Origin of the sequence: Pseudoalteromonas sp. PB2-1 (assembly GCF_045040605.1) — a bacterium.
Lineage (GTDB): Bacteria > Pseudomonadota > Gammaproteobacteria > Enterobacterales > Alteromonadaceae > Pseudoalteromonas > Pseudoalteromonas arabiensis.
In genome coordinates, this window is the sequence record NZ_CP090667.1 from 875731 (window position 1) to 890458 (window position 14728).

Annotated in this window: 11 protein-coding genes; 4 read left to right on the forward strand and 7 right to left on the reverse strand. The window is 40.5% G+C overall.

The genetic code is table 11. From position 1 onward, the window contains the following. Positions 1-154 precede the first annotated feature (154 nt). Together L0Z67_RS04095 and mrcB are read left to right on the forward strand one after the other, a co-directional pair. A complete protein-coding gene (locus L0Z67_RS04095) occupies positions 155-316 on the forward strand; it encodes a YqaE/Pmp3 family membrane protein (RefSeq protein ID WP_193988412.1) in 162 nt (53 codons plus the stop codon). A gap of 85 nt (positions 317-401) precedes the next feature. Beyond that, positions 402-2726, forward strand: coding sequence for a penicillin-binding protein 1B (gene mrcB, locus L0Z67_RS04100; RefSeq protein ID WP_130151011.1), 2325 nt, complete (start codon positions 402-404; stop codon positions 2724-2726). On the opposite strand, the gene L0Z67_RS04105 is transcribed toward mrcB, so the two are convergent. The 6 genes from L0Z67_RS04105 to L0Z67_RS04130 all read right to left on the reverse strand — a co-directional run bounded on the left by L0Z67_RS04105 (position 2689) and on the right by L0Z67_RS04130 (position 11744). Continuing rightward, positions 2689-4548, reverse strand: a complete 1860-nt coding sequence (locus tag L0Z67_RS04105; RefSeq protein WP_193988413.1) for a methyl-accepting chemotaxis protein — start codon at positions 4546-4548, stop codon at positions 2689-2691. The two genes, mrcB and L0Z67_RS04105, sit on opposite strands and share 38 nt — an antisense overlap. 99 nt (positions 4549-4647) lie before the next feature. Beyond that, a complete protein-coding gene (gene hemL, locus L0Z67_RS04110) occupies positions 4648-5928 on the reverse strand; it encodes a glutamate-1-semialdehyde 2,1-aminomutase (protein WP_237114877.1) in 1281 nt (426 codons plus the stop codon). A 72-nt stretch (positions 5929-6000) separates the two neighbouring features. After that, the gene (locus L0Z67_RS04115; protein WP_062570252.1) at positions 6001-7017 is read right to left on the reverse strand and encodes an aspartate carbamoyltransferase; all 1017 of its coding nucleotides are present in this window, start codon (positions 7015-7017) and stop codon (positions 6001-6003) included. Between the two features lie 104 nt (positions 7018-7121). Next, positions 7122-7556, reverse strand: a complete 435-nt coding sequence (locus L0Z67_RS04120; RefSeq protein ID WP_062570253.1) for a CopD family protein — start codon at positions 7554-7556, stop codon at positions 7122-7124. Positions 7557-7577: 21 nt separating this feature from the next. Continuing rightward, positions 7578-9260, reverse strand: a complete 1683-nt coding sequence (locus tag L0Z67_RS04125) for a chloride channel protein (protein ID WP_062570254.1) — start codon at positions 9258-9260, stop codon at positions 7578-7580. 102 nt (positions 9261-9362) lie between these two features. Then, positions 9363-11744, reverse strand: coding sequence for a diguanylate cyclase domain-containing protein (locus tag L0Z67_RS04130; RefSeq protein WP_405128468.1), 2382 nt, complete (start codon positions 11742-11744; stop codon positions 9363-9365). Positions 11745-11922: 178 nt separating this feature from the next. On the opposite strand from L0Z67_RS04130, the gene erpA reads away from it, so the two are divergent. Together erpA and L0Z67_RS04140 are read left to right on the forward strand one after the other, a co-directional pair. After that, positions 11923-12261 (forward strand): iron-sulfur cluster insertion protein ErpA, encoded by a 339-nt coding sequence (gene erpA, locus L0Z67_RS04135; RefSeq protein WP_062570256.1) that lies wholly within the window; start codon positions 11923-11925, stop codon positions 12259-12261. Positions 12262-12979: 718 nt separating this feature from the next. Then, positions 12980-13219, forward strand: a complete 240-nt coding sequence (locus L0Z67_RS04140) for a helix-turn-helix transcriptional regulator (protein WP_054562310.1) — start codon at positions 12980-12982, stop codon at positions 13217-13219. A gap of 104 nt (positions 13220-13323) precedes the next feature. On the opposite strand, the gene L0Z67_RS04145 is transcribed toward L0Z67_RS04140, so the two are convergent. Beyond that, positions 13324-14703, reverse strand: a complete 1380-nt coding sequence (locus L0Z67_RS04145; protein WP_193988416.1) for an AmpG family muropeptide MFS transporter — start codon at positions 14701-14703, stop codon at positions 13324-13326. Positions 14704-14728: the final 25 nt, after the last annotated feature.

Genomic DNA, 14728 nt, shown 5'->3' on the forward strand with positions numbered 1-14728 from the left:
TGCGTGCTTCAGCACGCACATACAATAATCATTGTGTGTTCAAATCAAAGCTCTACTCAGGTAGGGCTTTTTTGCATTCAAAATAAGTGTTTTCTTATAGGCGATTTCAACAATATTGACTATGCTCAAATAACTTAATCAACAAGAGAATACTATGGATAACAAACTGTTATTAATTATTTTGTCATTGTTTTTACCACCTGTGGCTGTGTTTTTAAAAGCCGGTGTTGGTAAAGATTTAGTTATTAATATTATTTTATGCTTTATATTTTTTATACCTGCGATTATTCACTCGCTTTGGTTATGTACCCGCTAATCGAGTTTAAGTGACTGTTAATTTTACAGGTGATAGAATTGCGACTGATTACACCTGTAAAATTAACTGACCAATAGCGAACTCAATGGCTGATAAAAAAACTCCTGCTAAAAAAACGCCAGCAAAGAAAACGGCGTCCACGAAACGAACCACTAAAAAACGCAAAACCTCTTCGAATACGACAGTAAAGTCGCGTATTTTTCGTAAAACGTGGTCAATTTTTTGGAAGTTATCCTTAGCTGTTGTGATTGCAATGGTGCTGTATCTTATTTATTTAGATGCAAAAATAACGCGTCAATTTGAAGGCAATAAGTGGCAGTTACCTGCGCAGGTATACGCGCGAGCAATGAGCTTTTACCCTGGGCAGTTTTTATCACAGCAAGAAGTTCTTTGGGAGCTTAACAGATTAAACTACTCTTCAGTGAATAAGCTTAGTCGTACAGGGCAGTATGTTAAGTCATCTAACAGTATTAAAGTGTATCGCCGCGAATTTGAATTTTACGATGGGCTCGAAGATGCTCGTGTTATTGAGCTTCGTTTTTCAGGGAAAAAATTAGCAACTATTAAGGATAAATTCGGTCGACGCTTAAATTCTGCGCGTTTGGAGCCTGTGCAAATTGCGCGAATTGGTAATGATTCGAATCAAGATCGTGAGTTTGTGCCGCTTGATAAGTTTCCTGCAATGCTGAAAGACACCTTGCTGGTGGTTGAAGACAGAGATTTTTATCAGCACCACGGTGTGTCGGTATGGTCTATTATGCGTGCCCTATACAGCAATATTAAAGCGGGAAGAACAGTGCAGGGTGGAAGTACCTTAACACAACAGCTCGCTAAAAATATTTATTTAACACGTGAACGCTCTCTTGTACGTAAGTTTAATGAAGCACTTATCGCATTGATATTAGACTACCGCTATAGCAAAGATGAAATTTTAGAAGCCTACTTAAATGAAGTATACCTAGGGCAATCATACAATCAGGGTGTTCACGGTATGGGACTTGCCGCTGAATTCTACTTTTCTAAACCTGTGGACGAGCTAGAGTATGACCAAATTGCGTTACTGGTTGCTATGGTTAAAGGCCCATCGTACTACAACCCACGCCGTTACAGTGAACGTGCGATGGAGCGTCGCGATTTAGTACTGCGCTTAATGGTCGAAAATAACTTAATAAATACACGTGAGTATCGCGCATCGTTAAAGCGTCCAATTGATATTTCACCTATGAAAGATAGCCTACAGAAGTCGTATCCTGGTTATTTAGAGTTAGTTAATCGCGAATTAAAGCGTTTGTTACCTGACCAGCAAGTATTGGATGCTGGTGTGCGTGTCTTTACTTATTTCGACTTACAAAAACAAACTGCAATGGAAAAATCGGTTGAGGCAAGCTTACCTTACCTTGAAAGACGTCCTAAAACCGAAGAATTAGAAGCCGCTATGATCTCGGTTAACGTTGAAAAAGGTGGCGTCTCAGCCTTAGTTGCCGGTCGTGATGTTCGCTATTTTGGTTTTAATCGAGTATTAGATACCAAGCGTAATATAGGCTCATTAGTAAAACCTGCTGTTTATTTGAGTGCCTTTGAAAGCGGCAAGTTTAACCTTGCATCTTTGGTTGATGACTCTCCTCTAAGAGTAACGAATGAGCAAGGAAAAATATGGCAGCCAGAGAATTTTGATAGGCAATTTAGAGGCATGATGCCGCTTTATAAAGCATTTAGTAATAGTATCAATATACCTGCGGTAAATACTGGGTTAGATGTAGGGGTCGACACTGTCGCAACGACCTTGAAGCGATTAGGAGTTGAAGGAAGCATCGATGAATACCCATCACTGCTACTTGGTGCATTGGAGTTGTCTAGCTTTGAGGTCGCTCAACTTTATACAACACTTGCTGCTGACGGACAGTATCGTGAACTAACATCAATTTCTGCACTGACTGATTCAGTAGGTAAAGTACTTTATAAGCATAATGTTGAGTCACAAAAGCGATTCGATGAAGCATCAGTTTATATGACTAAATATGCGATGAAGCGAGTAACTAAAGATGGCACAGCAAAACGTTTAAATGCCCACTTTCCATCGATTCAGTTAGCGGGTAAAACGGGCACAAGTAATGACTTACGAGATAGCTGGTTTGCAGGTTTTGACCAAAATACAGTTACCGTTGCTTGGATTGGTCGAGACGATAATAAAAATACCGGCCTAACGGGGAGTGTTGGTGCGTTAGAAACCTATATTCGTTATCTAAAACCACTTAACCCTGAAGCCATTGCAGATACTCGCCCAGCTTCTATTCGCTGGGCGTTCATAAATGAAGAAACAGGTCTGCAAGCACCACCTGGCTGCGGCAAAGTGGTGCAACTGCCTATTCGAGCTAGTGAGTTTGAGCCTCGTCCGAGTTGTCGACGCTAAATGCTTTCATTGCATCGTTAAGTTGCTCAGCAAGCGCGGTTAAATCGTGTGCGCTTGCTGAGGCATTTTTTGATGATTTAAGCGTCTCTTCGGCTAAACAGCTTACCCGCTTGGCATCATTTAAAGCATCTTGTGTTGCACTCGTTTGCTCAGCAACTAACTGCGCGATTTGTTCACCATGTTGACTGATTTCATCCATCGTATTTACGGCTTCAACTAAACTTGCTTTTGTTTGGTTAGCGGATGCTGCCCCTTGCTCCATTTTTTCGACACTTTGCTGCATTTTCTGCTGTGTTAACTGCAATGCATTTTGTAATGAAGCGATAATATCGTGTATTTCCTTTGTTTGTAGCTGAGTTCGCCCTGCCAATGTTCTAACCTCATCAGCGACAACAGCAAACCCTCGTCCTTGCTCGCCGGCTCTTGCAGCTTCGATTGCAGCATTTAAGGCTAAAAGATTTGTTTGTTCAGCTATGTCGCTAATTCCTTTGCTTACTTGGCTAATATTTGAGGTGTCTTGCGCTAATGAATCCAGCGCTTTTAACCCTTGGTTAAACTCTTGTTGTAGCTGTGCGATATGTTGCGCTAACTCCTCACTATTTTTTGCGCTGTTTTGGACCTGTTTGGCGGCACTATTAGCGAGAAAAACAGCATGCGAGGCTGTTTTTTCAACATGCTCTGCCGATTGGCTCATGTTATCTAGCGAGTCATTAATAGCGCTAATGCTTTGTTGCTGCTCAGTAACATCATTGGTTGTTTTATTGCGGCTTTCAAATACGTGCTGAGTGGTACTTCTTACTGAGTGAGTGGTTTTTTGAGCATTTTTGATAAGCGCCGTAAACGATTTTAGTAAATCATTGAATAGTAAGCTTATTGAGTTGAGCTCGTCTTTGCCTTTTAAATCTAATCGCACGCCTAAATTACCTGTTGCAGCCTCTGTTGCTGCGTTAGAAAACTGCTTTAAAGTATCAACTAATGAGCGGTAAAACCCCATCATCAAATAACTTGCTATAAATAGGCTGATTAAAGCGGCAATGATAACCACAACACGGGTCATACGTTGCTGTTTTAATTGCGTTAAGATCATCAATGATAAAGCTGGCTCACTGTTGCTAATAAAGTGATTAATCTTACTGTTAATATTTACTTTTAAATTTGCAAGCTGCTGCTGTGTAAGCGCAATTTCATCTGGCTCGAGTAGATCTTGGTTTAATGCTAGAAAAAGCGCATTAATACTGCTTGAAAGTTGCGTTGCGGGTTCTGTTAGGGTGTTTTTAAGTTTCTCGTTTGCAGTTAAAGATGTATTCAAACTCATTAAAAACTGTGACTCTAACTGCGGCAGAGCTTTAACTTGGTTTGATAAAGTAATAAATGTACTCGGTGAAAACTGCCCGCTAGATAAAACGGTTTCTGCACTTTGTATGGTTTTATTTAAATGTGTGATAAGAGGCGGTAGAGCGGTCACTAATGTACGATTTAAGTAACTACTACTGAGCTCGTTTACAATAGCAAGCTGTGACTCAATCGAGACTATCTCTAAAATGTTGTCGTCATCAGTGGCTGTATTCGCAAAACCCGCTTGTTGGGCAATACTGATATTATCAGCTTGATTTGCAGTGAGTAAATTAGCGAGTAATTGAGGATATATTTGGACCCCTTGATTTTGTTTTTGTGATATTTCAATTCCTTTACTTAGAACGCTTAGTAAAAAAAATAAACTTAAACAAAGAGGAAAAATTAAAATGCCAAACATTAGCGACATTTTTGCTTTGTAACTTAATTGTCTCATTAAGAAAACAGCAGGTTTAATTAGATTATTCACAGATACACCCAGTTAGAAATTATATTAGGAGTAGACCTGTGGTTACGTTGTTTTTATTCATAAAAAAAGCCCTTACGGGCTTTTTTTTCTAATTATATTTTATAGCTTCGCAAAGGCGCGTTCTGCCGCTGCTATGGTGTCGCTAATTTCTTGCTCTGAATGCTCTGCACATACAAAGCCTGCTTCGAATGCTGAAGGAGCAAGGTAAACACCTTCTTCAAGCATTAAGTGGAAGAACTTTTTGAAGCGCTCTAAATCACACTCAGTGGCTTGTTGGTAGCTAGTTACTTTTTCTTTGTCAGTAAAGAAGAAGCCGTACATACCACCTGCGTAGTTTGTTGTAAGTGCAATGCCAGCTTTTTTCGCAGCGGCTTCAAAGCCTTCACAAATTGCTTTGCTCTTTGCTTCTAATTGATCGTGTAAGCCTTCAGCACTTAAAAGCTCTAAAGATTTTAAGCCTGCAGCCATGGCAATAGGGTTACCTGATAATGTGCCCGCTTGGTAAACCGGCCCGACTGGTGCGATGTAATCCATGATTTCTTTTTTACCACCAAACGCACCCACAGGCATACCGCCACCGATTACTTTACCCAAACACGTTAGGTCTGGTTTGATGTTGTAGTACGCTTGCGCGCCGCCTAAAGCAACACGGAAACCTGTCATTACTTCATCAAAAATAAGCACTGATTTGTATTCATCACACACCTCACGCAAACCTTCTAAGAAGCCAGGTACAGGAGGAATACAGTTCATGTTGCCAGCAACTGGCTCAACGATGATACAAGCGATTTCGTCAGCGTATTTGGCAAAAATGGCTTTTACTTCATCAAGGTTGTTAAATGACACAGTTAATGTGTGTTTAGCAAAATCTTCAGGAATACCTGGTGAGTTCGGTACGCCCATAGTCAGCGCACCTGAGCCTGCTTTAACTAGGAGTGAATCTGCATGGCCGTGGTAACAGCCTTCAAATTTTAAGATTTTGTCACGGCCAGTGAAGCCACGCGCTAAGCGAATTGCACTCATTGTCGCTTCAGTACCTGAGCTTACCATACGTACTTTTTCGATTGATGGTACCAGTTCTTTTACTTTTTCGGCCATGAGGATTTCAGTTTCAGTTGGCGCACCATAGCTTAGGCCATTTTCAACGGCTTCTAAGACTGCTTGTTTAATAGCAGGGTGGTTATGCCCCATGATCATGGGTCCCCATGAACCAACGTAATCAATGTAGCGGTTGCCATCAGCATCAAAGGTAAAAGGACCTTCTGCTTTAGTGATGAATAAAGGAGTACCGCCAACGCCATTGAAGGCACGAACTGGTGAGTTAACACCGCCTGGGATTGATTCTTGCGCGCGATTAAAAAGGTCTTGGCTAATTGTCATGAATAGTCCTATTGGGTTGTCACGTTAAATGAGTTGGTTTGCAAGGGCTCAAAGAGCCCAAAATGAAGCGTATTAGCTATTACGCTTACGGCTAAACCAAGGCACGTCGACTTCATATTGCTCAACTTTGTCGGCAACATCTAAGGTTAGAGCAAACAACGCCATGCGAATTAACACACCGTTTTGTACTTGGCGGAAAATGGCTAGGTTGTCGTTGCTATTTAAATCGTTATCTAGCTCGTTTGCTTCTAAACGGCTGTCACGAGGCAGTGGGTGCATCAGTACTGAGTTTGGCTTACAGTGTGCATTGTAAATTGCTTGGCTGATACGAAAACCACCGCGATATTTGTTAGCTTCTTCTTGTGAAGGGAAGCGCTCTTCCTGGATACGGGTTTGATAAACAATATCTGCCGCTAAGTTGCCTTCCATTTTATTCACTACTTGAATTTTATGACCTGCGTTATCAACAGCATCTAAAATGTAGTCCGGCATCTGTAAACCATCTGGTGCCACCATAGAGAACTTAACGTCTTTATAATGACACAGTAATTTAGATAAAGAGTGCACAGTACGGCCATATTTTAAATCGCCCACTAGGGCAATATGCATACCGTCGATACCTTGGTTGAAGCGAGAAAGTTCACGTTCAATGGTTAGTAAGTCAAGTAAGGCTTGGGTTGGGTGTTCATTTGCGCCGTCACCACCATTGATGACAGGTACATCACAACCGGTTGCAAACTCTGCAACTGATCCTGAATCAGGATGACGCATTGCAACGGCATCAGCATACGCTGAGATAACGCGTGCGGTGTCATAAAGAGATTCGCCTTTGGCTAAAGCTGAGCTTTGCATGCCTGTTGTTTCGCGAACTAAACCACCCAGTAAGTTAAATGCTGTACCAAAGCTTACGCGAGTACGTGTACTTGGTTCAAAGAATAAGTTTGCTAAAATTGCGCCTTCTAATACATTGGTGCGCTTTTGCTTTTTAGCATAAGGCTCCATTTTTTTAGCAACTGCAAAAATACGTTCAATACAATCGCGGTCAAGTTGATTAACCGACAGAATATTTTCACCTTGGAAACTTAACATGGGGTTGTTCCTAATTACATTTATTAAGGCGCCGGCTCTCTGTATAGGAGGCCGCATAAATTTGCGCCGTACTATAGCAAATTTTTAGCGTACACCGCAGCAAATTATAAGCTAGGTTTGATAATAGCGAGTGCAACTATTGCTAATAGAATAAGTACTGGGACTTCATTAAAAATACGATAAAAACGATCACTGCGAGTATTACGATCATGTTTAAAGTCAGCCAGTAATTTGAAACAGTAGCCATGATAGATATAAAGAATAATCACTAACACGAGTTTGTAGTGCAGCCACATGCTGTATCTAAACCAATCTCGACCATATTCAAAAATGGTCAGTACGCCAAACACGAGTGTTAAAACGGCAAACGGTGTCACAAAAAACAGTAAACGGCGTTCCATTACTTTTAGCATCGAGTTGCAGGCTTTTTCTTCACTCATTGCGTGGTATACAAACAAGCGAGGAAGATAAAAAATCCCCGCAAACCAAGCAATCATAAAAAATACATGAAAGGTTTTGTAAACTAATAGCGCGCTCATTGTTGTGTCCATTTTTAGTTGTTATAGCAAGCTGTTACGTATGGTAAGAATATGCCTGATTTGATCCCAACGCAAAAGCCCCATAATTTGCTGGTTATCCAGTAGGTTATAAATATATACAGCACCACTTCGTTTATCTTTTAATAGATCAAATGCATCGGCAAGTGTTGCTTGGCTACTTAAACCATTCAAACTGACATACTTTATATTACTACTTTGGTCAGACATTAGGCTTAAGTCATACTCTGCAAGGCGATAGCCATTTTCATCATCATGAACAATCAATGGCGTTTGACTATCTAAAGCGTCTAATGACTCTTTTATTTGTTCTTTATCGTCGCTGTATAGCAGTTTAAATTGTTCATCCATTTCTTCCATCACTCCAACCTTCTGTAATGCTTCGGTTGCAGGGGATATTTGATATTCAAGCCCTTGAAAGTCTAGTTGCTGCATAAAGATAGAACGATTGCCAAAAAATTGCAGAGCAGTAACATACGCAGAAGAAATAACTAACATGGCAGGAACAATAATTTCAGGACTGGATGTTAGCTCCATTACCGTTGTTAGTGCTGCAAGAGGGGCGTGCAGGGTGGCCGCTAATAAGCCTGCCATGCCAAGCATGCTATAGGTGCCCGCAATATCTGTTCCTGGGCTAATAAATTGAGCAAAAAATGCCATTAAGGTACCCATTAATACGCCCAAACCAATCACGGGGCCAATAATACCGCCGGGGATCCCTAGACCAATAGCAAAGAGTGTGGCAAGTAATTTAGCGATTAAAATCGTTGTTAAAAATTGCACATCATCAGGGGATTCAATGGCAATGGTGATGGCACTCATACCAGAGCCCATTGCATGAGGCACCATATAGGCAATTAGCCCTGCAATTAAGCCTGCGAGTAATAAGCGAGGAAACATACTTAGCGGTTTAAAGGTACGAATAATCAACATTAAATTTTGATTAAATGCATAAGCGACTGCGCCTAGCGCCATGCCAAAAATAATTAAAAAAGGATAGTGCCAGCCACTTAGAGGGTTCATAGTGATAAGTGCAAGTTCAGATGCGTCACCAAAGACAAATTGAGTGGCTAAGGCGCCTGTAACCGCTGCGAGCATAATAGGCACAAAAATATGTACTTTGTATTCTCTCAGTACTACTTCCATTACAAAAATAACGGCAGCAAGCGGGGTATTAAACGAGGCGGCAATGCCTGCAGCCACACCACAACCGCTGAGTGTGCGCATGGCATTATGGGGTAAATGTAGTTTATCTGCTAACAAGCTTGCACCGGTTGCGCCCATATGCACAGAAGGACCTTCTCGGCCAACAGAAAAACCACTGATTAAAGCGAGCGCACCACCAACAAATTGATTGACCGTGTTATACAGTGGCATATGACCATAATGCTTTTTTATCCGATGGATAACGAAAGGAATACCTAAACGGTAATGCTTAAAACCTGTTAGTGCTGCAAATAAAGCGATGACTAAGGCAGCACCAATCGGGAGAAGTACACGCTCTAGCGTGTCTAAGGTAGAGAAGTCATCGGGCTTTTCCAAAAAAAGACTTTGAAAAAACATAATTGTGAGGCGGAATAATATAATCAGTACTGCCGCAATTAATCCTGCGCAAACTCCTAGTAAGCACAATTGCACAGATGTTTTAGGCTTTGCTAGACGACGCCTCAGCGTTTCAAGCCACATGCATTTTTCCTCACAGCACTTTAGAGACGCAAGTTTAGCAAATCAAATTCACTAAGTCCTTGTGATTTTGCAAAATTATCTGCTTTAAACAAGTGCACAGAGTCACTGGGTTTTTATTCTTGTTGTTTTAAGCGAGCAATCTCGTTTTTGCTTATACATTTGCTCGTCGGCTTTTTTAAGAAGTTCGTCGAGAGACTTAGCATTATCAGGATAGACTGCATAACCCACACTTGCACTTATGTTTAACATACCCACTTCACTGATTATCGGCGCTTCTATCGCATTAATTAACCGCGTTAGAGCACGCTTTATATGTTCTTTATTTTCAACATCCGTTATCACAACAACAAATTCATCACCACCGATACGCGCCGTACAATCTGTTTTTCGTGCGGTTTCTTGCAATCGTTTTGCGATTTCTACAAGCACAAAGTCACCCATCAAATGGCCATAGGTATCGTTAATGGGTTTAAATTTATCAAGGTCAAAGTATAAGCAAGCTACTTTTGTTCCTGTTCGCTTTACACGAGCAAACTCATGCTTAAGGAATTTACTTAGTGCACTGCGGTTAGCTAAACCTGTGAGGTGATCTGTTTGGGCAAGCTGTCTGATCTTTTGCTCTGCTAAAACCCGTTTGGTGATATCAAAATTAACACCAATCATCCTATTTCCGTAGATTCTACCATCGGCATTTATGAAGCGTACTTGCCCGCTGGGGAGAACAATTTGAAATTCGGCATGAAAATCCTCGTTATTGAGAACTGCTAGTTTGAGTTTGTTTGTCACGGCTTCGTATTCATCAGGATGAAGCGTATTAGCCCATGCGGCATAATTACCATTAAACTGAGATTTGGGGATCTCAAATAAGGTATGCATCCAATCATCCCAAATAAGTTCGTTGCTTTCAAAGTTCCACTCCCAAATTCCTATTTGGGCTGCATCGGCGGCCATTGACATTCTTTGATGTAAATTATCAAGCTCTGTTTTGGCTTGCTTAAGCTCTGTTATATCCTCTGAAACATCGAGCAGGTACTGTGCTTTACCATGGCTATCTTTAATAGGGAGTTTACGGGTACGAAGGTAGTGAGTTCGGCCGTCAATTGTAATAGGCTTTTCATCCAGTGTCAGAATATCGTTACTTGCAAGCACATCACGGTCTGTTTGCGCATAACCAAGCGCATCTTCATCATTAAAAATGTCAAAGTCGTTAAGGCCGATCAGTTGTTCTTTAGTTTTCCCTAATAGTTGCTCGCCGGCCTTATTTACGTGGCTAAATGTTAAGTGCTCAGCTTCTTTTACAAACAACATAATAGGTAGGTTATCGAATATGGTTTGAGTAAATGCTTCTTGATTGTGGATATCACTCAAATCTTTAATCGTGGCAACGTAGGGGCCTATCTCCTTGTTACCTATAGAGCTGATTGTCATGGTAATTGGAAATGAGTTTTGGTTCGCTCTATGAGCATTTAATAACCTGCTCTTACAAAAGCAACTTGATTGCTGGGATGTCGTTGATGAGGTATTTAAGATTAGCTCAAGTTCGGTTGATTTATCAGGGATGAGCGTATAAATATGCTTACCGATTAATTCATTAGGCTTATAGCCAAAAACAGGCAAAACAGCAGGGTTAGCAAACTCGATGATACCCGTGTTATCAAAGCTAATAACGACATCTTGCACAGTATTCAGTACGGCTTTTAGTTTAGCGGAAAGTAAGCTTCTTGCTCTAAGCTCTACTACACTCAGTACTAAAAGACTTAACGCCAGTAGTACAGAAATGACAAGCTGAGCCAGCGTTGAGCTATCGTGACTCGTAGTATAAACGGTTTGCTCGGTTGCATAGACCGACATAGCAATCATACCGATGTAATGCATACCTGAAATAGCACTACCCATCACAATAGCCACTAACATATTCATGCGTACTTGATGTATTTTTTGGGCTTGTCGGAGGTCATTTATTTTTAGGGCAATGCCAGAAAGAATGATTGCCACAAAAATTGATAATGAAAACAGCTTTGGCTCATAAGCCATATGAGTGGGCATCATCATTGCCATCATACCGACAAAGTGCATACTGCCAATTCCTGCTCCCATTAGAACGCTTCGAAAAATAAGCCCTTTTATATGGCTGAGTGAAGTTGAAAGTACAATATAACTGGCAAACACACTTGGCAGTACAGATACTAAGGTTATTGTGGTGTTGTACTCTACATTTATCGGTAATGTATAAGCAAGCATACCGATAAAGTGCATACCCCAAATACCGATACCCAAAAAGCAGGCTGCCATTACAGTCCATACCAAGCTTTCATTTTTAAGGTGAGAACTTTTGATTCGTGCCGATAGTAAAAAAGAAATATAAGAGGCGAATACGGCGGTAAGTACTGAGGCTATGACAAGCAAAGTATCATATTGTGCGGGGATTATTTGCGCACTATTTAAGTCAGAGCTAATAAAATGAAGCCTCAAATGGTCAAACACTGTGATACTCTCTCACCGCTTACTTTAATTAATTAAAAAGTTGTATAAATTAAACTTAGTTCAATGCAAATGACTTGGCTAATACGTACTTGCAAATACTTATGAGTCTATGTCGATACTTGATTAAAATACTCGGGTATTAGATAATTACAGCATTATAGATTTTGAGGGGTTTGGTATGTCTGAAGAGTTGCCAATTAAGTTCAGTGATGCAGCTGCTGTTCGCGTTAAACAGTTAATTGAAGAAGAAGAGAATCCAGATCTAAAACTACGTGTTTATGTGACAGGTGGTGGATGTTCGGGTTTTCAATATGGTTTTACCTTTGATGAAAAGGCCAACCCTGGCGATTTAGAAATTGTAAAAAATGGCGTTACCTTAGTGATTGACCCTATGAGTATTCAATACCTCGTTGATGGAACGGTCGATTACACCGAAGGACTCGAAGGGGCACGCTTTTTTGTAAACAACCCCAACGCTACCACAACCTGTGGTTGCGGAGCTAGCTTCAGCGTTTAACGGATTTTATGAAAAGCCATGTGATATGGCTTTTTTATTGCTTTAATTTCTACATCATCCTGCCTTTATTCTTAGTGCTGATCTTAGCAATGGCTTTTCGTTTAGAAAAAATTTTGAAAATGAAAACAGCGTTAATAGAAACGCTTGCCTTTCGTATATGATTATACCGCGAAGCTGAGCTTCGTTAATAAGTACCATTCACCAAGTAGTTATTATAAATGTTAGCGCTACTAGCTTTGGGTAACCTGAATCATTAACAGGAAAAACCCTAATACCAGTGCTGAGGCGATTAAAATATAGATAAATCCTCGTTTGCCTTGCTTAATAGGTATACGATTTTGCTTTAGAAATAGGTACCAGATGACACACAGTACAATTGGCAACAAAAATAATATTCGAAACATTTTCTAGCCTTTTTCAGTATTTACGTACACTTTAAGCATAAGTATGCAATTTTAAAAGCTATATTTATAGTTAACACGGTTCCAATTGATCGATTTTTTGGTACAGTTAAGCAACTAATAATAGAGCATCTGCTTTAATTTTAGCTTTAAAACTAGACTTGCTAAGCAAAGCAGTCTATACCTGAAACGTGGACATTTGTATAATTATTAATTCACAGAAAAAATTATTAGTATATAATGTATCCAAGAGTGAGACGGGCAAAATTTCACTCTTAATTAATTAACTTAAATCATCTAGTAGGAGATGTATTTTTATGATGGGTAAAACAGTTTCTTCTGAAGAAAACTCAAAACTAACGAAATGGCTTAAAACAAAACGCCATGAGAAAGGCCATACAATGCGCAGCCTTGCTCAAGTTTTAGGAACGCCACATTCATTCATTGGTAAAATTGAAAACCAAGAACGTCGTTTAGACGTTATTGAATTTATGCGTTACTGTGATGCTTTGGAAGTAGACCCATACGAAGGTCTTAATCTATTAAAAGACGCTTAATTTGCTGTTACTAATACATTTTTAGTAATACAATTAGTGCATGGATGCACTAAACAGTCATCCTCACTTTTCTGTCTATTTCAATTACACCTTTATATTTTTTGTTAATTATCTCGGTGATAATTGTTCTCTAACGCATAAAGTTTGTGGCGGATTAAGAATAAAAATACCAGCGAAGGGATAACCATGAGTGCTGTTAGTACAAAAAACAGTGCCCAGTTACCTAAAAGCCAATCATCTATCACAACACCACTGTAACTGGACAAGAGTGTTCTGCCTAAGTTTCCAAGTGACGCTAAAAGTGCATAATGAGTTGCGCTAAAGGCGCGATCACATAGCATAGAAATAAAGGCGACCATTGCCACCAGTGACCAAGCCTGTGTAAAGCCGTCAATGATAATTGCAAAAGCATAGAGGCTTAATTTAGGGCCTGCAATCGCAATCCAAGCAAATGCAAGGTTAGATGCTGCCATAGCAATGCCGCTAATGAATAAGCCTTTTACGATACCGTAGCGTTGATTGAATAGGCTCCCGACGAAAGTAAAAGCGATGGTAAGAATCGCAGTGCCTACTTTTGAGAAGGTGGCAATATCACTGTTGCTAAAGCCCACTTCTTTATAAAACACAATCGACATTCGCCCAAGAAAGGCTTCGCCAATTTTAAATAGGAAGATAAACGCTAAAAGTGCGAGCGCTGTTTTTACACCATTGCGTGCAAAAAAGGTTCTAAATGGATCAAACACGGTGACCGCTAACCAAGCAATTACTTTTGCAAATCGCGTTTGTTCTACACCGACAAGTTTTTGCTGATAGGTAGACTCAAGTTCAGCCTGAATAACTTCACGATTAGATTCGGGCTCTTTTGCCCAAAGTACACTACCCATTAATAGTAACATGATAACGGATAAGAAAAAGTAAACTTGAGGCCAATCAATAGAGGGGATATCAGCCATGTAGAAGGGGAGTGCCCCTAGCAAAGCATAACCACTCCACCAACCTGATGTTGCCATGGCTGCAGCCGCCGTGGCTTTATGGCTTTCATTTTCACTTAAAGTATCGATACGAAACGCATCAATGGCGATGTCTTGAGTCGCAGAGGCAACCGCAATGACTAAGCACAGCGCGGCGGCAAACCAAAGGTTCGCTTTGATATCGAGCCCTGCAAGTGAAAAGGTGCCTATAAAAATTACTGATTGGCATAGTAAAATCCAGCTGCGGCGCTGACCAAGCCAGTTAAATAAAATTGGCAGTTTTACGCGGTCAACCAAAGGTGACCATAAAAAGTTAATACTGTACGCCCCAAATACAATGCCAAATAGGCCGATCATACTTCGGCTGAGGCCTTCATCTTTTAGCCACGCAGACATGACAGAGCCAATGAGTACCCACGGAAAGCCACTGCTGATCCCAAACAGAAAAATATTGATTAAGCGTTTGTCTTTAAAGTACGAAAAATACTCTGAAACAGAAAGCGTCTTTGTCATAGTACTGCCATATGAGTGGGGCGAT